This window comes from Niveispirillum fermenti, from assembly GCF_052474395.1.
The window spans coordinates 892,207-912,479 of record NZ_CP156681.1 but is presented as its reverse complement, the minus strand read 5'-3'; the positions used below and the strand labels follow the sequence as shown (position 1 = coordinate 912,479).

The window sequence follows — 20,273 nt, the reverse complement described above, 5'->3', positions numbered from 1 at the left end:
CGAAGCGCCAGGATGACGGCAGCCGGCCGCCACAAGGCAAAGCCCCCGAGCAGCGAGAAGAGCATGATCCCGGAGATCGGACATTACGCCCTGGTGCTGGCCCTGCTGCTGGCCATCGTCCAGTCCATCCTGTCGCTGGCCGGTGCGGCGCGCCGGGATACCGCCTGGATGGAAGCGGGGCGGATGGCGGCCTTCGCCCAGCTCGGCGTCGTGACGATCGCCTTCCTGGCCTTGATGCAGGCCTATGTCGTCTCGGATTTCTCCGTGCTGAACGTGGTGGAGAACAGCCACAGCCTGAAGCCCATGCTCTACAAGGTCTCCGGCGTCTGGGGCAATCATGAGGGCTCGATGCTGCTCTGGGTGCTGATGCTGGCCCTGTTCGGGGCGGCCGTGGCCTCCTTCGGCCGCAACATCCCGCCCACGCTGAAGGCCCGCGTGCTGGGGGTACAGGGGCTGATCGGCTTGGGTTTCCTGCTGTTCATGCTGCTGACCAGCAATCCCTTCGTCCGGATCGATCCGGCACCGCTGGACGGCAACGACCTCAACCCGCTGCTGCAGGACCCCGGTCTGGCCTTTCACCCGCCCTTCCTCTATCTGGGCTATGTCGGCTTTTCCGTCGCCTTCAGCTTCGCGGTGGCCGCCCTGATCGAGGGCCGGGTCGACCCGGCCTGGGGCCGCTGGGTCCGGCCCTGGACGCTGGTGGCCTGGGCGTCGCTGACCATGGGTATCGCCATGGGGTCCTGGTGGGCCTATTACGAGCTGGGATGGGGTGGCTGGTGGTTCTGGGACCCGGTTGAAAACGCTTCCCTGATGCCCTGGCTGGCCGGCACGGCCCTGCTGCATTCGGCCATCGTGGTGGAAAAGCGCGATGCCCTGAAGACCTGGACCATCCTGCTGGCCATCCTCACCTTCTCCCTGTCGCTGCTGGGCACCTTCCTGGTGCGTTCGGGCGTGCTGACCTCCGTCCATGCCTTTGCCGTCGATCCGCAGCGCGGCGTGGCCGTGCTGATCCTGCTGGGTCTGGCGACGGGCGGCGCGCTGCTGCTGTTCGCCCTGCGCGCCCATTCGCTGAAGGTGGGCGGCCTGTTCGCCCCGGTCAGCCGGGAAGGGGCGCTGGTGCTGAACAACCTGCTGCTGTCCGTGTCGGCGGCCGTGGTGCTGATCGGCACGCTGATGCCGCTGCTGCTGGATGTGTTCGGGCACAAGATTTCGGTCGGCGCGCCCTATTTCAACTTCATCACGCCGTTCCTGGCCATTCCGCTGGTCCTGTTCATGGCGGCGGGGCCCTTCCTGTCGTGGAAGCGGGCGGACCTGCCGGGCGTGCTGGGCCGGCTTTGGGTGGCGGGGCTGCTGACCGCCATCGTCGTGCTGGCGGCCCTGTGGCAACAGGGTGTGCGGCCCGTCATGGCCCTGGTCGGCATCGCCATGGCGGGCTGGGCCGTGTTCGGCGCGGTCTGGGAGATCGCCGACCGCGTGAAGCTGTTCCGCGTGCCCGCGCGTGACAGCCTGTCGCGCGCGCGCGGCCTGCCGCTGGGCGCCTGGGGCACGGCCACGGCCCATGCCGGCATGGGCATCGCCATCGCCGGCATGGTCGGCACCAGCTTCTGGCTGACCGAGGATGTCCGGGTGATGGGGATCGGCGATAAGGCCGCCATCGCCGGCTATGAATTGACCCTGGACAAGGTGGAGGATCTGCGGGTCGCCAATTACACGACCGAGATGGGCCATTTCACGGTCCGGCGCGACGGCCAGACCATCGCCACCCTGACCCCGGAACGCCGCTGGTATCCCGTCGCCAAGATGCAGACGACGGAAGCGGCCATCTACACGACCTTCGCCGCCGACCTCTATGCCGTCCTGGGCGAGCCCAATGGCGACGGCAAGGGCTGGGTCGTGCGGCTCTATCATCATCCGCTGGTGCCCTGGATCTGGATCGGCTCGCTGGTCATGGTCCTGGGCGGCCTGCTCAGCGTATCGGACCGGCGGCTTCGGGTCGGCGTGCCTGCGCGCCGGGCTGCCCCCGCCGTCTCCAACCTGCAACCCGCCGAGTAAGCGCCCATGAGTGCCGCCACCCGCCACCGCCTGCTGTTGCTGCTGCCGCTGGCCGTCTTCCTGGTCCTGGGCGGTTATTTCGCGCTGGGGCTGACCCGCGACCCGTCCAAGCTGCCTTCCGTGCTGATCGATAAGCCCGTCCCCGTCTTCGCCCTGCCCGGCGTGACGGAAGGGGGGCCGGGCCTGGCCAGCACCGACCTGACGGGACAGGTGCGGCTGGTCAATATCTTCGCCTCCTGGTGCGCGCCGTGCCGCGTGGAACATCCCCTGCTGATGCGCCTGGCCAAAGAAAAGGGCGTGGCCATCCACGGCATCAACTACAAGGACAAGCCCGAGGCGGCCCGGACCTTCCTGGCACAGTTGGGCGACCCTTATGTCAGTGTCGGCGCCGACCGCGATGGGCGCGTCGCCATCGATTTCGGTGTCTATGGCGTGCCGGAAACCTATGTCATCGACAGGCAAGGCCGCATCCGTCACCGCCATGTCGGGCCGCTGATGCCCCATGACCTGGAAGAGACGATCCTGCCCCTGGTGCGGGAATTGTCCAGATGACGGGCCGGTCCCTGTTCCGCCGGCATCGGACGGGCCTGATGGCCGCTACCCTGTGCCTGTCGCTGGCCCTGCCGGCCCTGGCCGTGCGGCCTGACGAAAAGCTGTCCGACCCGGCGCTGGAGGCGCGGGCGCGGGACATTTCCAGGGAACTCCGCTGCCTGGTCTGCCAGAACCAGTCGATCGACGACAGCGATGCCGATCTGGCCCGCGATCTGCGCGTGCTGGTGCGCGAACGGCTGGTGGCCGGCGACAGCGACCGGCAGGTGCTGGATTTCGTGACGGCGCGCTATGGCGATTTCGTGCTGCTGCGCCCACCCGTCACCAGCTACACGGCGGTATTGTGGGGCGGGCCCTTTGTGCTGCTGGTTCTGGCCGGGCTGGGCACGGCACTTTACCTGCGCCGAAGGCGGCAGGAGGTGGAGCAGACGCCGCCGCCCGCCCTGACGGCGGAAGAAGAGGCGCGGCTGCGCGCCCTGTTGGCCGATGACGAGGCGGGGGGGCGTAAATGATCATGTTCTGGTTGGTGGCCGCCAGCCTGACGGCGCTGGTCCTGCTGCCCCTGCTGCGGGCCCTGCTGCGGCCGGCACCGCCACCGGAAGGGGCGGCCGGCTTCGCCCGCTCCGTCTACGCCGCCCAGGTGTCGGAAATCGAGCGGGACACGGCCCGCGGCATCCTGACACCCGATCAGGCCCGCGCCGCGCGGGCCGAGGTGGGCCGCCGCCTGCTGTCCGCCGCCGACGAGGCGGAAAAGGCCGCGGCCGTGCGCACGGCGGGTCCGGCGGCGCGCACCGCCCTGCTGCTCACCCTGCTGCTGCCGGTGGGGGCCCTGGCCCTGTACCTGTCGGTGGGCAATCCCACCCTGCCCGGCCAGCCATTCGCCAGCCGCCCCGCGGAACGGCCCGTGCCGCCAGAGGTGCTGGAGGCCGTGGCCAAGCTGGAAGCCGCACTTGCCGCCAATCCCGATGATGCCGGCGGCTGGGGTCTGCTGGCCCAGACCTATGCCGCCATGGGCCGGACAGAGGAGGCGGCACAGGCCTGGCGGCATGTGTCGCGGCTGGCGCCCGATGATGTTTCGGTAAAATCCACCCTGGCAGAGGCGCTGACCCTGGCCGCCGACGGCATGGTGGGACCGGAAGCCGTCGGCCTGTTCACCCAGGCGGCCGACGCGGACCCGATGGATGCCCGCGCACGGTATTATCTGGGTGTGGCCCGCCTGCAGGCCGGGGACATCCGCGGGGCGCTGGACCGCTGGACGGCCCTGGTCGCCGACAGCCCCGCCGATGCGCCCTGGCTGCCGACCGTGCGGGACCGCATCGCATCGGCCGCCCGCACCGTGGGACTGGACCCCGCCGCCATCACGCCCGCCCCCCGCCCCGCCGCCAGCGCCCCGCAGGCCGCCGGCGGGTCCGGGGGATCGGCCCCCGCCCTTTCCCCGGAACAGATGCAGGCCATGGCCGGCATGGGGGAAGCCGAACAGCAGGCCACCATCAATGCCATGGTCGATGGGCTGGAAGCCCGCCTGCGCGATGAGCCGGGTGACGTCGAAGGCTGGCTGCGCCTGGCCCGCGCGCGGGAAGTGCAGGGCGACCTGGACGCCGCCCGCGCAGCGCTGCGCGGGGCCACCCGCGCCGATGCCGCCAACCTGCAGGCCTGGCTGGACCTGTCCCGCCTGACGGCACCGGACGATGGACAGACAGAAGGCGGGGCGGAATTCCTGGCCGCCATGGCCCGTGTCCTGGAGCTGTCGCCCGGCAATCCGCAGGCGCTGTACTATCTGGGCCAGCAGGCCGCCAACCAGGGGGACACGGCCCGCGCCCGCGACCTGTGGAACCGATTGCTGGCCCAAATCCCAGCCGATGCGCCGCAGCGGCCCGAATTGCAACGGCGGCTGGACCAGCTTCCATAGGCGGGGGCCATCGTGCCCCCGCCGGCCGAACCCAAGCCCAAGCGGCAAATGTCCGCGACATTCGCCGCATAATATGCGGTGAATATTTAACTTCGGGGCAAATTCGGGGTGAAAGCGCCAGAAGCCTGCGGATTCCGACGAAATCGGCCACCTATTCCGATTTGAAGTCGGGCCAGCGTTCCGATTTCAAATCGGTCCATTATTCCGGTCGATTTCGGCCGGTTGGATGAGATGCCCCTCGTGTCGAAATTGGTGATGTCACGGGGAGGGATGGGTGGTCAAGGTCGATAGGCCTGCTTGCCCTCCGGCCGCGCGTTTGCGCAGGCTTTCGCCGGCGAGGTCGAGGCGGTGGGCGGCGTGGATGACGCGGTCGAGGATGGCATCGGCCAGGGTGGGGCTGCCGATCAGGTCGTACCAGCGATCGACCGGGACCTGGCTGGTGATGAGCAGGGGCCCGCGCCCGTAACGGTCCTCGACAATCTCCAGCAGGTCCCAGCTCTGCTCCGGCGTCAGCGGCTCGGGTCCCCAATCATCCAGGATCAGCAACTGCACCCTGGCCAACGCCTGGAGGAGCTTGGCATAGCGGCCGTCGCCCCGGCCGAGCGCCAGGGTGGCGAACAATCGCGGCATGCGCTGGTAGAGGACAGACATGTTCTCCCGGCAGGCCTTCTGACCCAAGGCGCAGGCCAGCCAGCTCTTGCCGACCCCGGCGGGCCCGGTGATGATCAGGTTCTGGTGCTCGCGGATCCAGCTGCTGGTTGCCAGATGCAGGAACATGCTGCGGTCCAGACCGCGGGCGGCGCGGTAATCGACATCCTCAACGCAGGCATCATGGCGGAGCTTGGCCCGCCTGGCCCTTGCCTCGAACCGTTTCTGGTTGCGGGCGGTGATCTCCTGGTCGAGCAGCAGGCCGAGCCATTCGGCATGGCCGAGCGTGGCCGCCTCGGGATTGGCCGACAGGGCCTTGAACCCTTTCGCCATGCCGGGCAAGCCCAGTTCATGCAGCAGGTCGATGGTGGGATGGGACAGCATCAGGTATCTCCTCAGTGGTAATAGCCGGGGCCGCGCAGATTGCTGTGCAGCAGCGGCATTGTGTCGTCGGCCGGCTTGGCCGCCGGACGGTCGAGATTGTTGTCGAGGATGGAGGCGATGCTCCGGTAGGCCAGGGCGCCGATCTCCAGTGCCCGGGCGGAGACCGCCTCGGCCCGCACATTTCCGGCCCCGCGGTAAAGCCGCAGGATGCCCAGGCAATTGCGGAACGCCTGCTCGGGATGGCGGCGCTGCGCCAGGATGGCGGTGAACAGCCCGGCCGTGTTCGGCCCGATCCGGCCGGCCTCGGTCAGGAACCGCTCGGCCGACCAGTCGGCATAATGGCGATGATGGGCCGGCATATGGTCGGGGTCGGTCCCATGCCGGGGGCCGCCATAACGGCGGGCATGGGCAGCGATCCGCCGGCCACCGCGGAATATCTCTACCGTCCGCGCCGTCAGACGCACATCCACCTGCTGGCGGATCAGCATATGGGGGACCGAGTAATAGAAATGCTCGATGTCGACATGGTAATCGACCCCGACCCAGGCCAGCTTCCATTCGGCATATTCATAGGGCTCGGCCGGCAGGGGCGTCAGCGCCGGCCGCTCCACCGTATCGAACAGGTGCCGGCGGCTGACGCCGATCCGGCGCATCATATGGCCGTTCATCCGATCCAGCATCTCGCCGATCGCGGCATTGGCCTCGGCCAGCGAGAAGAATGTCCGGTGGCGCAGCCGACCCAGGATATAGGTCTGGGCAAACCGCACCCCGGCCTCCACCTTCGCCTTGTCCTTCGGGCGCGACGGCCGGGCCGGCAGCACGCTGAACCCGTAATGCGCCGCCAGGCAGCCATAGGTGCGGTTGATCTCCGGATCATAGAATGATGCCTTTTGGACGCCGGCCTTCAGATTGTCGGGCACCAGCCGCCGCGGCACCCCGCCCAGGAACGACAGGAGCCGGACATGCGCCCCGATCCAGTCCGGCAAAGCCTGGGTCCAGCAGGCCTCCGCATAGGTGAAGTTCGAGGCGCCCAGCACCGCCACGAACAATTCCGCCTCCTTGATCTCCCCCGTCACAGGATCGGCGATCGGCACCTTCTTGCCGGAGAAATCCACGAACAGCTTGTCGCCGGCCACATGGTGCTGGCGCATCGTCGGCGCCAGCCGGCGCTCGAATTCCCGGTAAAGCTCGCAGAACCGGCTGTAGCCGTACCCGGAGGGTTCAGCCCCACGGTACTCCTCCCACAGGATCAGCAGCGTCACACCCGGCCGCCGCATCTCCCGGGCCAGATGCGCCCAGTCCGGCTCGACACGCCGCCGCGCGCCAGGCTTGAAACCCGCCCGCACGAACAGAAGCTGCTCCAGGATCGCGTCCGTAATCTCATCCGGCAACGGCCAGCGCAGTCCCGCCGCCGCCAGCCGCTCCAGATAGTCCGTCATCGTGCTGCGCGCGACGCCGATCCGCTGGGCCAAGGCCCGGTCACTCATGCCGCCGGCAGACTTCAGCCGCAGCAGCTCTCTTATCTTCCGCATCGTCAGCCTCTTCGCCGGCATCCAAACCCTCCAATCCAAAAGGGCAAGGATGCGCCAGGGGTGCTGACACGGGGGGAATCTCAACCCAGCAAAACCGCCGCCTTCACGTCGGAAAATGGCCCGACTTCAAATCGGAACGCTGGACCGAATTCATCTCGGAATAGGTAGCCGATTTCGTCAGAATCCGCAGCTATCATTCAGCCTATTCCTGGCCAATCCGCCATGCGTTGCCGCTGGACCGCGATCTCTGAGCGGCTATCATACCAGCATGTATCAGACCTTTTGGCGACCCGTTGCCGCTGGACCGCGATCTCTGAGCGGCTATCATTGCTCGGCCAGGATGGCGGCCTCGATGCAGTTGCCGCTGGACCGCGATCTCTGAGCGGCTATCATTGTCGGCGCGCACCTGGTGGCGGCGTTGGGTTGCCGCTGGACCGCGATCTCTGAGCGGCTATCATCCGGCCGAAGGCGTGCCGGAGGACCCGCCGGTTGCCGCTGGACCGCGATCTCTGAGCGGCTATCATCAGCAGGTGGAGGCACCGTGGGGCGCCGGCGTTGCCGCTGGACCGCGATCTCTGAGCGGCTATCATCAATGACATACGGACCCATGGGCTTCTTGGGTTGCCGCTGGACCGCGATCTCTGAGCGGCTATCATTTTCAACTTCTTAGCCATGCTGTGTCCTCTCGTTGCCGCTGGACCGCGATCTCTGAGCGGCTATCATTCAGCGCCAAAGAGCATAGCGAACGGGTGAGTTGCCGCTGGACCGCGATCTCTGAGCGGCTATCATGGCTTCCTCCCCCGTATTGATGGCCATCACGTTGCCGCTGGACCGCGATCTCTGAGCGGCTATCATCGGGGACGCGACATCTGCGAGCCTTGGTGCGTTGCCGCTGGACCGCGATCTCTGAGCGGCTATCATTTCACGGGCTTCCGGTGCGGAGAACATTTTGTTGCCGCTGGACCGCGATCTCTGAGCGGCTATCATGTGGGGTGCAGCGTCTGCTCCCCCGGCTGCGTTGCCGCTGGACCGCGATCTCTGAGCGGCTATCATCCTCTGGGCGATTTCCGGCCGCAAGATGTGTTGCCGCTGGACCGCGATCTCTGAGCGGCTATCATTCGTCCGCGCCGGTAGCGCCGCCTTGGATCGTTGCCGCTGGACCGCGATCTCTGAGCGGCTATCATATGCCCCTTTGTAGGGCTAGCCGAAGAGCGGTTGCCGCTGGACCGCGATCTCTGAGCGGCTATCATCGAGTGGCGGTCGCTTCGCCGCCGGATGCGTTGCCGCTGGACCGCGATCTCTGAGCGGCTATCATACAGCGAAGGCCCGCACAACCGCCTGTGTGTTGCCGCTGGACCGCGATCTCTGAGCGGCTATCATCAACACACCCTTGTCAATGTCATTTGTACCGTTGCCGCTGGACCGCGATCTCTGAGCGGCTATCATTCATTGGGCGTTGGGTCAGTGCTGTGGACTGTTGCCGCTGGACCGCGATCTCTGAGCGGCTATCATCGCGCGGCGCGCTCTACCTGATCAGGCGAGTTGCCGCTGGACCGCGATCTCTGAGCGGCTATCATCATCGCGTTCGACGGCGCCGCCCCGCCCTCGTTGCCGCTGGACCGCGATCTCTGAGCGGCTATCATCAAGGCCGTGATGCTGCCCCGGCCGCCGGAGTTGCCGCTGGACCGCGATCTCTGAGCGGCTATCATGTGGCCGCGCGGTGGCGCGATTTTCTGGCCGTTGCCGCTGGACCGCGATCTCTGAGCGGCTATCATTTGACCGAGGAACTGATGGTGGCCTGTTTCGTTGCCGCTGGACCGCGATCTCTGAGCGGCTATCATTTCGCTTTTTGTCGTAGATGCGAGCAATTCGTTGCCGCTGGACCGCGATCTCTGAGCGGCTATCATCACCTCCGGGATCGGGGCGCTGACGGCATCGTTGCCGCTGGACCGCGATCTCTGAGCGGCTATCATATCACTCGGACAGCACGGTGCATTGCACGGTTGCCGCTGGACCGCGATCTCTGAGCGGCTATCATCCTTGCGTGTTGAAACCGGTGGCGCCGTGCGTTGCCGCTGGACCGCGATCTCTGAGCGGCTATCATAGATTCCAGGCCGCAAGACAGTAGACTACAGTTGCCGCTGGACCGCGATCTCTGAGCGGCTATCATTGCGAACGTGACGCCTAGATTGGCTCTTACGTTGCCGCTGGACCGCGATCTCTGAGCGGCTATCATTTGGATATGCTCTGGATCGTCTTGCTCAGTGTTGCCGCTGGACCGCGATCTCTGAGCGGCTATCATAGATGAGCCATCATGTCCTTGATGTTAAAGGACATGATGGCTTTTCTGCATCTGGAAACCTGGCCATATCCGTCAAAAAAGAGCGAGTTGGTCAGGGTTTTTCCTCGGTTTGCGGCGGCGCTGGCTGGAGAATCGCACGATATTCTCGTATTGCCGGTCGGTAAAAGTGAGTACATGCACCTCTCCCTGGGTTGGAAGGTTGCTCTCGATTCGCCGCATATAGGTCTCGAACTGCTCCTTGCCGCTGCAAAATCGGGCATAGACAGAGAATTGGCTCTTCTCAAAACCCTCGTCCAGAAGGAATTGCCGGAATTTCGTGGCGTCACGGGATTGCGCCTTCGAGGCGACGGGCAGGTCGAACATCACGAAAATCCACATGAGCCGATATCCGCTGAGTTGTGTGGCGGTCATGGCACCAGCCTGCCTAGATCGGCCACCGCTGCCGGCAGCGGTGGCGGCGGCAGTTCCAGCACATCCGCCCGGCCCACCGTGAAGGCGTTGGCCAGACTTTGGGCGGCGCGGGTGGCTGCCATTGTCACGGTGGTGGTACCGCCCGCCCCAGGCAGGTCGAATGCGATAAGGCTGGCATATGCGCGCTTTGCCACCGGGTCGACCGAGACGACACCCTTGTCCAGAAGCCGCAACGTCAAGGCATCTACCAGGGGCCGGAATGGCTCCACCAGGTCGTCCGCCAGGGTGAAGGCGTTGCCGCGATTGGCATGGTGGATACCGATTGATGGGTGCAGCCCCGCCGCGACGGCGGCGCGGGCACAGAGCGAGCGCATGACCGTATAACCGTAATTCAGCATGGCGTTGGCATCCGCCGCCTCCCGGTCACGCCGGAAATCCTCGCCCATCAGCAGGGGCCAATAACGGCGGGCGGCCTGCGCTTCGACATTGCCGGCATCGCCCGAAGTGACCTTGCGTATCAGAAGGTCGAAGGCGTCGGCGGGCTTGTCGTGGGCAACCAGCACCGCCCGTTGCCAGTCGATCTTGGCTACCACCACCCGCCGCCACAATTGCTTGACCAGGGGACGGCCTGCCTCCCATTGCGCGCGGAAGCGGGCGTTCTGAGCATGGTGCCCGTCGATAGGCAGGCAGAGTGCCACCGGCGCATGGTTGGAACCACACACCACCATGATGGCGCCCCGTTCCGCCAAGGCCACCAGCACGCTGGTGGTCCAGGTGACGCCATGGGCATGGACGATGACGGCCGCCACATCGTCCAGCGGGATGCGCCCCACTTCCTGCCTGTCCTCGCTGACCACCATGAATCCGCGATGGGCCGACAGGTGTCTTCCATCGGTGGCGATGTCGACGATCCGTTCCAGACCCATGGCCCACCTATCCCGTCAGCCTTCCGGCTTCGGCCGCGTCCGACGGCGGGTTTTGCGGGCGGGGAAGCCAGGATCCTGGACGCGCCCCAACTCGTCCACCCGCACCTGCCGCGCCTTCTGCCGCGACAGGCTGCCTGCGGCTGCAAAGACATAACGGAACGGATCACTATCGTTGGGCAACCCGTGGCGTTCCTTCAACTTGCCAGCCTCGTTCGGCTCGGCCAACACGATCTCCCCGCCCTGCCCGAACTTCACCACACGCAGCAGGCGCCGGCCACCGCCATCGGGCTCGATCGCAATCAGGTCGTCCTGCCGCAGGCTCAGCACCTTGCGCGCTGTCGGGCAGTCGCGGCGGATGGTGGATATCCATCCGGGCTGGTGGGCGTTGAACATGGTGACGACGTCGGCCTTCCAGCTTCCGTCCGGCAATTCCCAAACATCGTAGCGATAATTGCTGTCACCCTTGTAAGCCTTGTAGGGCACGCCATCGGGTCCGGCGATGGGAATGACCTTCAACCGCCCCGTCAACCGAAGACGCCGGATGCCCCGAAAATGCAGGGGGCCGAGTTCGGGAAAGCGCGAGAGCGCCTTCTCGAACTCCTTGCCTTCCTTGCCTTGCGTGAATTGCCGCAGGGCGGCACGCAGGTCCGGGTCACGGACATCATCGATATCGCCCGGCTTCAGGCCCATCAAGGGCTTGCGGACGACCACCAGATACCGCCCCTCCTTGTCCGCCGGACCGGCCAGCCCATAGGCCGTATCATTATGCAGCTTGCCCGCCGTCTGATCGCGGCCCTTGGCAAGACCCGCCTTGGAGGCCGTGCCATGGTCGGGACGGTGCCAGACGGTGATGAAAGCCAAGGTGCGGCGCAATTCCTCCCGGAAGCCTTCCCACGGGTCCGGGACGATCACCCGTTCCCGCCCCTCCCCTCCTTCCAGGGCCGAGGCGCGGGATATGCCCTGCAGAAGCGAGCGGTCGGTGACGGCTACAACGAAGGCGTCAATCGTGTGGTGGCGATGGTCCAGGCGGTTCTTGGTGCCGGCGAAATTATGATCGGGCAACAGTTCGTTCAGCCCCAGTTTGCGCCGTATCAATTCCGTCAGGCGGCCAGGGGAGACCCAGACATGGCCGCTGCCCTCCCCCTTCTCCGGGTAGAGCGCCTCCAGATATTCGCGCGCCAGCCGCGACATGTACTGGGTATCCACCAGGTGCCGGGCAATGAAACCACCCTTCTCGTCGAATTGCTTCATCGCGTCGGGTTCAAACCGCCAGCGCTTCTCCTTGGGCAGGCGCGCGGCACGCGCAGCGATGTCTGGCCAAAGGTCGGTATGGCCCCAAGCCTCATAGGGCGACATTTTCCGTTTGCGCCGGTTCCATTCGCGCAAGCACAGGATCTTGTTGCCGTTGCCATCGTCCCAGGTGGCGTCGAAGGGCAGGATATGGTCCACCTCGACCGCGTCGGAAAACAGCATGGAGGGTGAAATTTGCACCCCGCTATAGATGCAGCGGCGATCCAGGCAATTTTCGTCGTTTAACTCCTCCCACAGTTTCAGCCGCGCGCGGTTGGCGCCGGTGTTGGGCTGGCCCAGTTCGGCCAGCTTCTTCGACCGTGCCTCCGCCTTGACGCGGTTGCGATTGTTTTCCCGTGACAATCGCTGCTTCTCCTCCTCGGTCAGCTTCAGTTCCCGCCCCAGTTCGATAGCGATCTGTTCCGGCCGGCCATAGGTCTTGATCAATCGGTTGACGATGCGGCGTAGGCGGTTCAGCGCGATATGCACGGTGGGGTTGGTCAGACGGCCGATGCGCATTTCCTCCGGATCATTCTTCTCACCAGTGCCGGGCAGCAGGTGGCGTTCCAGGGTGACGCCGTAATAAGGCAGATCGGCCAGCACTTCGCCCGTGCGCATATCGCTGTGATGGCCCAATCCCGCCACCTCCACCGCCTCGCTATAAACAATCACGTTGGCCTGCAGCGCCTCGATCAGCCGCCGCGTCGCCGTTTCCCCGAAACGGCCGAAGCCCGACGGCAAGTGGGCCGCCGCAACCGCCCTGGCTTGCTCCGCGTCCAGCCCGTGCTCTTCGCGCAGCCAAGCATCCAGAAGTGTACCATCCTGCTCGTCGATCAGGCGGGACAGGATGGACCATTGCTTTTCCAGCGAGAAATGCGCCCAACGCGATCCGAAGCGGGTCTTGGCCGCCATCTGGGCAAAGACCTCGTCCCCCGCCAGATCCTTGCGGTTCTCCCCTTCCTTGTTGAAGCGGGCCTCGGGTTCCAGTTTCAATACCTTGCTGCGCAAGCTCTCGAAGCTGACCTTGGCCTTATCCTTCAGCTTCAACAACAGCAGGTCGCGCTGCTCGCACGTCAGCTTCGTCGCCACCTCTCCGGCCCGGACGACCCGCAACGCGTTCACCTCTTCCAACAGCCGGCGGCGCTGAAACAACGGATGGGCCTTGGGCAGGCGCGGCTCGCTGTTGAGCAGGGTGCATTTGCCGATCCGTGGCTCCTTCAATGGGCGCTGATGGAAGATAGCCTCATGCAGCAGCGCCCGGTTCTCCGGTGTCAGCAGGCCGGGATGATACGGAGCCTGCGCGTCCCAGATGGCCTCGAATTCCTCTTCCACCAGTTCGCGGCCGGGATAGAAATCATAGCCGTTACCCTTCGCCTCCTCCCCGGTTTCTGGACGCAGACGGGTGCGCACGCTGGGGATTTTGTTCTCATCCGGCGCCGACTCGCGGCGTCCATGTAGGAACTCACCCATGGTACGGGCGCCATCCTGTTCGATGGCTTCGCGCAGCCGGTTGATGCCCAGGGCGACCTTGCCCGCGTCATCGTCCGTGCCCCGGTCGGTCTTGCGATTCGACTTGAAGCCGCGGCGTTGGTTCAGGTGAAAGAAGGCACGGCCCAGATGGTGGGGCGGCAGCGCCTCGTCCAGGGCGCGGGTGCGCAGGGCATAAGGGTCCAGCAACTCCAGCGCCTTCGCCCTGGCGGGATCGGCGGGGAACAGGCCCGCCAGGGTCAGCCGCGCCAGCAGCTTGACCTGCCGCCCCAGAAACCGGTCGCGCCGCCGCCGCATGGCCCGCGCCGCGCGGCGTTCAACCCCCAATGGCGTTCCCTGTTGGTCGCCACGCGACGGCGCCCGGCCGTCACCGAAAATATGGCTGCCCGCGGCCAGGATACCGCTCGGAAAACCCTGTTCATCCAACAGGATAGCACACCACCCCAACGACCCCGCGCCCATGTCTAAGCCCAACCGCCAGCGCATTTCCCCTCCGGTTGTAAATTTAAGTTCTATGTGGGAAGATGCCATCCTTGACTTTGTCAATTTTAACCATAACGTCAAGTCTCAGCTTGATTGAGTGACATCCCCTCCAAAGGAAGAAACGAAATCAAGGTAGGCGTCGCTCACTATTAGAGTATTATTTCCTTCCACCGAAAGATACCCGACCATCGCGCAAACGATGGTCGGGTGACGCACTTCAATAAGCTGTGTTACTGGGAACACAAGCTCTATGTGTTGCAGCTTGACAAGTTCCTGATCTTATGTCTATGTACATTTTATCAGAGATCGCGGTCTGGCTGTTAACAAGCAGTCATCTGCACCAGATAAGGGCGGCGCTCCGGCGCCGCCTTTTTACTTTCTGACGTCGCCTTGCCCGTACCGCAACGCAACCTCCCCGTCCATGCCCCCCAACGGGTGGTGACAATCCAAGTATCCGGCGGGCATCTTCACGCGAAGTAGGATCTGCACAGGCCGCAGATTGCCGGTCAGTTTGTAAATGAGGGCAGCCTTGGTTTGTCGCAGGGAATGGGCTCATAATCCTCCCGGCGCGGGCCGATCCCTATTACCCATTCCTCGACGAGGCGCGCCTGCTGACAGGTGCTGATAGGCTTTGCGTGCGACCCGGCTGGGGAAGACGTAATCAGCAAGCGTCCCGCCCCGACGTTCCAGCCAAGCCCGGAGGCTCTTGCGGGCCGTTTCCATCAATTCGAACTGAACTGGCCGGCCTGTTTTCTTCTGAACAACCAGGGCACGAGACCGGATTTCCCCACCACGAACGATATCGCCGATCTTCATCCGGACAAGGTCGCAGCCACGTAGCTTGCTATCGATGGCCAGATCAAATAAAGCGCGGTCACGCAGCCGCTGCTGGTGGTCGAGCCAGAAACGGATGGTCTAGACCTGCTGTGGTTTCAGGGCCCGCTTGGCACCGATCCGCCTGCCAGCATTCCAAGGCTTGTTTCCTTTCGCGCCAGGATCAAACGCTGAACGTCCCATGACATCCTCCATCGCGGCCGTGTTTGACCCAACGGAAAGGTACGTCCATTGTCCGCCGTCAGCCCCCTATGGGACGGGCCACTTCTGTCCCATAGGGGCTGACGGCGGACAGGTCGGCAGCAACGTCTCGCTGTTGGCCGATCCGGATGGTGATGGCGTTGCCGACCTGACTATGATCATGGCCGGCATCACCAGTGCCGAACTGGTCTTGTAGTCAACGGAGGAGAGCCGACGGAAATATCGGCTCTCCTCCAGATTCTGTCAGACAAACTGTCCTTCGCCGGGCGACTTTGCATCCGTCCGGAATGTGCGTATACCATAGCAACCTGGACGAGTTGTTTGCCGGGTGGCTTTGCGAACAAGACACTCGTCCCAATGTCTGCTTACCGGGCGACCATTGCGACGGCGGAAAGGCTATAATGGGCGCGCAAAGCGCGCGGCGCCTAGGCCCGGGTCACCCAGCCCTAGTTCGGCATAGGGTGTGCCCTTCTTGCGCAGCAGGTCACGCACCGGAATGCCCATGCTGGCGATCAGCCCGACCAGCGTCTCCCGCACGGGCGGGGTCTTCAGGTACTCAATGATCGCCGGTTCCACCCCGCTGTTGCGGACCATGGTCAGGGGCTTGAGAGTGGTGAGGCTCACCTTTATGAAAGATCGCTCCGGCCCCACGCCCCACACGAGTCGAGGGGCGGGCCGACAGCCATGCAAACCTTGTAAAGCGGTGTCCCGTGGGATGTGGGGCCATCGGGGCATCACGGGCGATGGAGGGGTGATATAGATGCCGTCTTCGCCACTGGCCACCGCGCGGGTACACGACGTCCGGCACTTGGCCACCAGCGTGACCCAGGTTTTACCCGGCTTTTGTAGGGTGGGATGCTCAACCGTGGGGATGGCGTGGGGCAGGCCCAGTGGCTTGCCAGGGCGTTCGGCCCGGTAGGGCAAAAACACCAATGATTTCAAATGGTTGGCTGGCGCGCCCGAAAGGATTCGAACCTCTGACCCCCAAATTCGTAGTCTGGTGCTCTATCCAGCTGAGCTACGGGCGCATCGCCATGATCGACCGGGCTGGTGAAGATATTCGGAAATGGCGCGCCCGAAAGGATTCGAACCTCTGACCCCCAAATTCGTAGTCTGGTGCTCTATCCAGCTGAGCTACGGGCGCGCTGTCTTCCGATTTCCGGTTCCCGGGAAGGGCACCAGCCGGTGAGGTGCGGCTTTTATCCGATGCTGGCGGGGATTGCAACGGGATTCTGCGTCGCATGGGTGAGAGGCGGGCCGGCGTGGATTGCCGGGAAGCGTGTCATGGGATATTCCTGCCCGAAACCATGAAAGCAGGCCCGCCTTGAGCAACAAGATCCAGAACCCCGAAAAGAATTTCCCCGTCACCTGGGAGGAGTTGCACCGCAACGCCAAGGCCCTGGCCTGGCGGCTGGCCGACCATGCCAAATGGAAAGGCATCATCGCCATCACCCGCGGTGGCCTGGTGCCGGCCGCCATCATCGCACGCGAGCTTGATATCCGCGTGGTGGAGACCATTTCGGTCAAAAGCTATGACCACCAGACCCAGGGCGAGATCCGCGTGCTGAAGGCCGCATCCGCCGTGGAAGATGGCGGCAAGGACTGGCTGCTGATCGATGATCTGGTCGATACCGGAAAGACGGCGGCCCATGTGCGCAAGCTGCTGCCCCACGCCCATTTCGCCACCATCTATGCCAAGCCGGCGGGCCGGACGCTGGTGGATACCTTCATCACGGAAGTCAGCCAGGATACCTGGATCTTCTTCCCCTGGGACCTGCTGCCCGTCAGCTACCTGCAGATCGAGCGCTGAGCGGCCGGGCGAGACCAGCGGATATTGACGACATCCCCGTCGGGGGGCGCTGCCCGGTGGGCAGCGTTCCCGGTTCCCACCGGAACCGGCCCGGCCGTGTTCCGGCTCAATCCGGGCTCCTTCAATCCGGGTTCAGTTCAATCCGGGTTCAGCGTGTCGCGCAGGCGCGGCGCGCTTTCGATCATCTGCCGGGCGTCGGACCGGTCATTCGGCGATGTCATGGTACCGCCCATGCCGAACACCTGGTCCCCGCGCGGCGGCAGGGATGGCGGTGCCCCGAACTTGGCTTGCAGGCGCCGGTATTCCTTTTCGTGATATTCCAGCGATTCCTGGAAATCCGGCTCGCCATTGCGCGGTGCGGTCACGATCACCTCGTCCGTCACCTCTGCGGGCGGGGACGTCGGTTGCTGTGCCCAAGCCGGCATGGCCGGCAACAGCAGCAAACTGGCGAACAGGATGGGACGGACGACGGCGTTCATGGCGTGCCTCATCATTGTCAACCCATCATAGCAGAGATGGGCCCAAGGCGCGCGGTTTCACACCCGTCCAAAAGGCCAGACCCGGGCCGGATGGCCGAGACCGGCCGCCACCCCCTATTCCCATCCGCCTAGAAGAGGCCGCATACGCAGGCTTTCCTTGTTGCGCACGCGCACCTTGCCATGCACATGGTCCGGCATGGCATCGCGCGGCCCGCCGACGCGCACGGGGCGTTCGGCGAAGCGGCCGAGCGAGATCATGCGGTCATAGGTGACGATGGCCGCCGCCACCGAGACATTCACGCAGAACTTCGTGGGGATCTTCACGACATGGTCGCAGCGGGCCAGCATGGCGGGTGACAGGTTGCCCCGTTCCGGTCCGAACACATAGGCGGCGCGCAGCGGATGGCGGAAGCTGGGCAATTCGGCCGCATCATCGGTCAGTTCACAGCCGACAAGCTGGCATCCGGCCGGCAGCGCCATGTCGTCGATCGACCGCCAGCCATAATAGGGCACATGATCGACGCCGCCCGACGTGTCGGTGACGCGCAGCGCACCGGCATCGACCACGGCATTGACGGAAAAGACGAAGCTGGCACCGAACGCATGGCCCGTGCGCATGATGGTGCCGAGATTGCCGGCCTTGCTGATGCCTTCGGCGCCCAGGGCGAAATAACCGCGCATGATGATCCGATGCCACTGCGATGGAGGGGATGAAAAGGGGATGGAGGGTTTAGCGGGGATTCCTTGCACAGATCGGCCGGGCACGGCAAGGTTCGCCGCCCTGCCACCACCAATGTCCCCCCGTCATGACCGGTCCCGCCGATCCAAGTCCGCCCCATGTCCATGGACCCGGGTGCGGCCACGCGCCCCGCACGGGCGACGGGGCCGATCTCGCCGTGATGCTGCCCGACAACCGCACCAACCCGATCCTGGTGCAGCTCACGCGCGGTCCCATGGTGGAAAGCCTGCATCGCGGCCGCGCCGTGGCGGTGGGGGCCGACGGCGCGGTGCTGGGCGCCTGGGGCGACGTGAAGGCACTGGTCTATCCGCGATCGGCCAACAAGGCGATGCAGGCGCTGCCGCTGGTGGAAACGGGGGCGGCCGATGCCTTCGGCCTGGGGTCGGAGGAACTGGCCCTGGCCTGCGCCAGCCATGGCGGGGAGCCCATGCATACCGACCGCGTCAGCGCCTGGCTGGCCCGCCTGGGCCTGACGGCCGGCGATCTGGAATGCGGGACCCACACCCCCTACCACCCGCCCACGGCAGACGCGATGCTGCGCCGGGGCGAGGCGCCGACCCCGCTGCACAATAATTGCTCGGGCAAGCATGCCGGCATGCTGACGACGGCCCTGCACCGGGGCGAGACCATCCGGGGCTACGTGTCCTACCAGCATCGGGTGCAGCAACGCATCCTGGGCACGATCGAACAGGTGACGGCACAGGACCTGACCCGCGCGCCGTGGGGCACGGATGGCTGTTCCATCCCCACCATCGGCCTGCCACTGGAAGCGCTGGCCTTCGGCATGGCCCGGATGGCCGACCCGCAGGACCTGCCCCCGGCCCGCGCCGATGCCGCCACCCGCCTGCTGGATGCCTGGGGCCGGCATCCGGAACTGGTGGGCGGCACCGACACGTTCGACACGGGCTTCATGCGGGCCCTGTCGGGGCGCATCCTGTGCAAGGCCGGGGCGGAAGGTGTGTGCGTGGCCGTGATCCCGGACCAGGGCATCGCCGTGGCCGTGAAGATCGATGACGGGGCCGGCCGCGCCGCCGGCCCGGCCATGGCCCATGTGCTGCGCCGCCTGGATCTGGTGACGGCCGCCGAATGGACCGGGCTGGAAGAACTGGCCCACCCCGCCATCCGCAACCGGGCCGGTGCAAAGGTCGGGGGCCTGTCAGCGGGGTTCTGATACCCACTTGCGATGAGTAGAACGCATCGCAAGTGGGTCCGGCGGCGACGGCCGCCGCGCCGCACATGCGGCGTCGCCAAGCAACTGTTTTCATGCGGCGTAAGTTCTCTGATCGCGGATGATGGCATTGGCGAGGACGACGATCTTTCGCATGATGGCAACGAGGGCAACCTTTGGCTTCTTTCCAGCGGCGATGAGTTTTTTATAGAAGGCGGCCAAGGGTGGATTTCGCCGACTGGCGACGACGGCAGCCATGTAAAGGACGGTTCGGACAACGGGCCTTCCACCGTAGATGCTGCGCGGGCCATCGCGTTTGCCGCTCTGGTTATCCATCGGGGCAACGCCGGCCAGGGCGGCGACCTGATGTCGTGTCAGTGTGCCCAACTCCGGCATATGGGCCAGCAGGGTGGCCGCCAGCACCGGCCCGACAGCAGGAATGGACTGGAGCAGGTTGTCGTTGACCTTCAAGGTTTTGGATGCCGCGATCTGCTCGGCAATGCGCTTGTCGAGGCGCAGGATCAGCAGGGCGATGGCATCCAGGCGCCGCTTGGCCAAGCGGCGCAGTTCCGGATCCGCCAGGGTCTGGGCCTGGTTCCTGACCATGGTCTGCTCGTCGAGCAACTGGCGCCGGTAGGTGGCCAGTTCCGCCAGGACCTCCCGTTCCGGATCGGGTTGGTAGGCGGCTCCGGGGATCGCCTGGGCATAGGCGGCGATCATCCGGGCATCCAGCCGGTCATTCTTGGCCCAGCGTCCATGCGCCCTGGCAAAATGCCGGACCTTGCGAGGATCGACGAGGCGGACGGGAATGCCGGCTTTCGATAAAGCCTCCATGACCGGCCGCTCATAGCCACCACTGGCTTCCAGGACGACCTGCACGGCGCGCTTGCCACACCGTCGCCGAAGGAGACTGTAACCAGCCTCGGCATTCTCGACTTGGAAAGCCTCTCCTGTCTCGGCATCCAACCCGTCCAGACGGGCCTTGCTGACGTCCAGGGCGATGATAGAGTCCTGTTGTGCCATCTTCATACTCCCTGCCTTGCACGTACGGGGCTGCAACCCCAAGCA

17 protein-coding genes, 2 tRNA genes and 1 CRISPR repeat array are annotated in these 20,273 nt (G+C 65.1%); of the genes, 7 read left to right on the top strand and 12 right to left on the bottom strand.

The window, feature by feature from the left end; translation table 11 throughout:
* Window positions 1-63 precede the first annotated feature (63 nt).
* The 4 genes from ABC728_RS15705 to ccmI are packed head-to-tail and all read left to right on the top strand — an operon-like array spanning window position 64 to window position 4,510.
* Window positions 64-2,052 (top strand): heme lyase CcmF/NrfE family subunit, encoded by a 1,989-nt coding sequence (locus ABC728_RS15705; RefSeq protein WP_416619289.1) that lies wholly within the window; start codon window positions 64-66, stop codon window positions 2,050-2,052.
* A 6-nt stretch (window positions 2,053-2,058) separates the two neighbouring features.
* Entirely contained in the window at window positions 2,059-2,604 is a 546-nt protein-coding gene (locus ABC728_RS15700; RefSeq protein WP_416619288.1) for a DsbE family thiol:disulfide interchange protein, read from the top strand.
* Window positions 2,601-3,113, top strand: coding sequence for a cytochrome c-type biogenesis protein (locus tag ABC728_RS15695; protein WP_416619287.1), 513 nt, complete (start codon window positions 2,601-2,603; stop codon window positions 3,111-3,113). Before ABC728_RS15700 ends, ABC728_RS15695 begins: the two co-directional genes overlap by 4 nt.
* Window positions 3,110-4,510, top strand: coding sequence for a c-type cytochrome biogenesis protein CcmI (ccmI, locus tag ABC728_RS15690; protein WP_416619286.1), 1,401 nt, complete (start codon window positions 3,110-3,112; stop codon window positions 4,508-4,510). The genes ABC728_RS15695 and ccmI overlap by 4 nt, the downstream gene beginning before the upstream one ends.
* A gap of 258 nt (window positions 4,511-4,768) precedes the next feature.
* On the opposite strand, the gene istB is transcribed toward ccmI, so the two are convergent.
* The 6 genes from istB to ABC728_RS15660 form a co-directional block, all read right to left on the bottom strand.
* Window positions 4,769-5,542 carry an IS21-like element helper ATPase IstB gene (gene istB, locus ABC728_RS15685; RefSeq protein WP_416619285.1) on the bottom strand — a complete coding sequence of 258 codons (774 nt, stop codon included), beginning with the start codon at window positions 5,540-5,542 and terminating at the stop codon, window positions 4,769-4,771.
* An 11-nt stretch (window positions 5,543-5,553) separates the two neighbouring features.
* Window positions 5,554-7,074: an IS21 family transposase gene (gene istA, locus ABC728_RS15680; RefSeq protein WP_416619284.1), complete on the bottom strand. Its 1,521-nt coding sequence runs from the start codon at window positions 7,072-7,074 to the stop codon at window positions 5,554-5,556.
* Window positions 7,075-7,300: 226 nt separating this feature from the next.
* A CRISPR array of direct repeats spans window positions 7,301-9,376; the repeat unit is 36 nt; unit sequence GTTGCCGCTGGACCGCGATCTCTGAGCGGCTATCAT.
* Between the two features lie 72 nt (window positions 9,377-9,448).
* Window positions 9,449-9,787, bottom strand: coding sequence for a CRISPR-associated endonuclease Cas2 (cas2, locus tag ABC728_RS15675; RefSeq protein ID WP_416619283.1), 339 nt, complete (start codon window positions 9,785-9,787; stop codon window positions 9,449-9,451).
* The gene (gene cas1 / locus ABC728_RS15670; RefSeq protein ID WP_416619282.1) at window positions 9,784-10,713 is read right to left on the bottom strand and encodes a type II CRISPR-associated endonuclease Cas1; all 930 of its coding nucleotides are present in this window, start codon (window positions 10,711-10,713) and stop codon (window positions 9,784-9,786) included. The genes cas2 and cas1 overlap by 4 nt, the downstream gene beginning before the upstream one ends.
* 15 nt (window positions 10,714-10,728) lie before the next feature.
* On the bottom strand, window positions 10,729-13,917 hold the full coding sequence (gene cas9, locus ABC728_RS15665) for a type II CRISPR RNA-guided endonuclease Cas9 (RefSeq protein WP_445376601.1): 3,189 nt from the start codon (window positions 13,915-13,917) through the stop codon (window positions 10,729-10,731).
* Window positions 13,918-14,526: 609 nt separating this feature from the next.
* A complete protein-coding gene (locus tag ABC728_RS15660) occupies window positions 14,527-14,826 on the bottom strand; it encodes a hypothetical protein (RefSeq protein ID WP_445376648.1) in 300 nt (99 codons plus the stop codon).
* Between the two features lie 163 nt (window positions 14,827-14,989).
* On the opposite strand from ABC728_RS15660, the gene ABC728_RS15655 reads away from it, so the two are divergent.
* Window positions 14,990-15,205 (top strand): hypothetical protein, encoded by a 216-nt coding sequence (locus ABC728_RS15655; protein ID WP_416619280.1) that lies wholly within the window; start codon window positions 14,990-14,992, stop codon window positions 15,203-15,205.
* 200 nt (window positions 15,206-15,405) lie between these two features.
* Here ABC728_RS15655 and ABC728_RS15650 read toward each other — a convergent pair whose 3' ends face one another.
* The 3 genes from ABC728_RS15650 to ABC728_RS15640 form a co-directional block, all read right to left on the bottom strand.
* Window positions 15,406-15,633 (bottom strand): hypothetical protein, encoded by a 228-nt coding sequence (locus ABC728_RS15650; RefSeq protein WP_445376600.1) that lies wholly within the window; start codon window positions 15,631-15,633, stop codon window positions 15,406-15,408.
* A gap of 327 nt (window positions 15,634-15,960) precedes the next feature.
* Window positions 15,961-16,037 (bottom strand) — tRNA-Arg (locus tag ABC728_RS15645).
* 39 nt (window positions 16,038-16,076) lie between these two features.
* A tRNA-Arg gene (locus tag ABC728_RS15640) sits at window positions 16,077-16,153 on the bottom strand.
* 180 nt (window positions 16,154-16,333) lie between these two features.
* Here ABC728_RS15640 and gpt point away from each other — a divergent pair.
* Window positions 16,334-16,819 (top strand): xanthine phosphoribosyltransferase, encoded by a 486-nt coding sequence (gene gpt, locus ABC728_RS15635; RefSeq protein WP_416619279.1) that lies wholly within the window; start codon window positions 16,334-16,336, stop codon window positions 16,817-16,819.
* A gap of 137 nt (window positions 16,820-16,956) precedes the next feature.
* On the opposite strand, the gene ABC728_RS15630 is transcribed toward gpt, so the two are convergent.
* Window positions 16,957-17,298 carry a hypothetical protein gene (locus tag ABC728_RS15630; protein ID WP_416619278.1) on the bottom strand — a complete coding sequence of 114 codons (342 nt, stop codon included), beginning with the start codon at window positions 17,296-17,298 and terminating at the stop codon, window positions 16,957-16,959.
* A 114-nt stretch (window positions 17,299-17,412) separates the two neighbouring features.
* Window positions 17,413-17,979: a TrmH family RNA methyltransferase gene (locus tag ABC728_RS15625; protein ID WP_416619277.1), complete on the bottom strand. Its 567-nt coding sequence runs from the start codon at window positions 17,977-17,979 to the stop codon at window positions 17,413-17,415.
* 218 nt (window positions 17,980-18,197) lie between these two features.
* Between ABC728_RS15625 and ABC728_RS15620 the strand changes: the two genes are divergently transcribed.
* Window positions 18,198-19,208, top strand: coding sequence for an asparaginase (locus ABC728_RS15620; RefSeq protein WP_416619276.1), 1,011 nt, complete (start codon window positions 18,198-18,200; stop codon window positions 19,206-19,208).
* A 90-nt stretch (window positions 19,209-19,298) separates the two neighbouring features.
* Here ABC728_RS15620 and ABC728_RS15615 read toward each other — a convergent pair whose 3' ends face one another.
* Window positions 19,299-20,234 (bottom strand): IS110 family transposase, encoded by a 936-nt coding sequence (locus ABC728_RS15615; RefSeq protein WP_445376291.1) that lies wholly within the window; start codon window positions 20,232-20,234, stop codon window positions 19,299-19,301.
* Between the last annotated feature and the right edge of the window lie 39 nt (window positions 20,235-20,273).

Bases quoted from the DNA above. Each gene is read 5' to 3' on its own strand.
- ABC728_RS15705 (WP_416619289.1), top strand. From the start codon at position 64: ATGATCCCGGAGATCGGACATTACGCCCTGGTGCTGGCCCTGCTGCTG.
- ABC728_RS15700 (WP_416619288.1), top strand. From the start codon at position 2,059: ATGAGTGCCGCCACCCGCCACCGCCTGCTGTTGCTGCTGCCGCTGGCC.
- ABC728_RS15695 (WP_416619287.1), top strand. From the start codon at position 2,601: ATGACGGGCCGGTCCCTGTTCCGCCGGCATCGGACGGGCCTGATGGCC.
- ccmI (WP_416619286.1), top strand. From the start codon at position 3,110: ATGATCATGTTCTGGTTGGTGGCCGCCAGCCTGACGGCGCTGGTCCTG.
- istB (WP_416619285.1), bottom strand. From the start codon at position 5,542: ATGCTGTCCCATCCCACCATCGACCTGCTGCATGAACTGGGCTTGCCC.
- istA (WP_416619284.1), bottom strand. From the start codon at position 7,074: ATGCGGAAGATAAGAGAGCTGCTGCGGCTGAAGTCTGCCGGCGGCATG.
- cas2 (WP_416619283.1), bottom strand. From the start codon at position 9,787: ATGACCGCCACACAACTCAGCGGATATCGGCTCATGTGGATTTTCGTG.
- cas1 (WP_416619282.1), bottom strand. From the start codon at position 10,713: ATGGGTCTGGAACGGATCGTCGACATCGCCACCGATGGAAGACACCTG.
- ABC728_RS15655 (WP_416619280.1), top strand. From the start codon at position 14,990: ATGACATCCTCCATCGCGGCCGTGTTTGACCCAACGGAAAGGTACGTC.
- ABC728_RS15630 (WP_416619278.1), bottom strand. From the start codon at position 17,298: ATGAACGCCGTCGTCCGTCCCATCCTGTTCGCCAGTTTGCTGCTGTTG.
- ABC728_RS15625 (WP_416619277.1), bottom strand. From the start codon at position 17,979: ATGCGCGGTTATTTCGCCCTGGGCGCCGAAGGCATCAGCAAGGCCGGC.
- ABC728_RS15620 (WP_416619276.1), top strand. From the start codon at position 18,198: ATGCTGCCCGACAACCGCACCAACCCGATCCTGGTGCAGCTCACGCGC.
- ABC728_RS15615 (WP_445376291.1), bottom strand. From the start codon at position 20,234: ATGAAGATGGCACAACAGGACTCTATCATCGCCCTGGACGTCAGCAAG.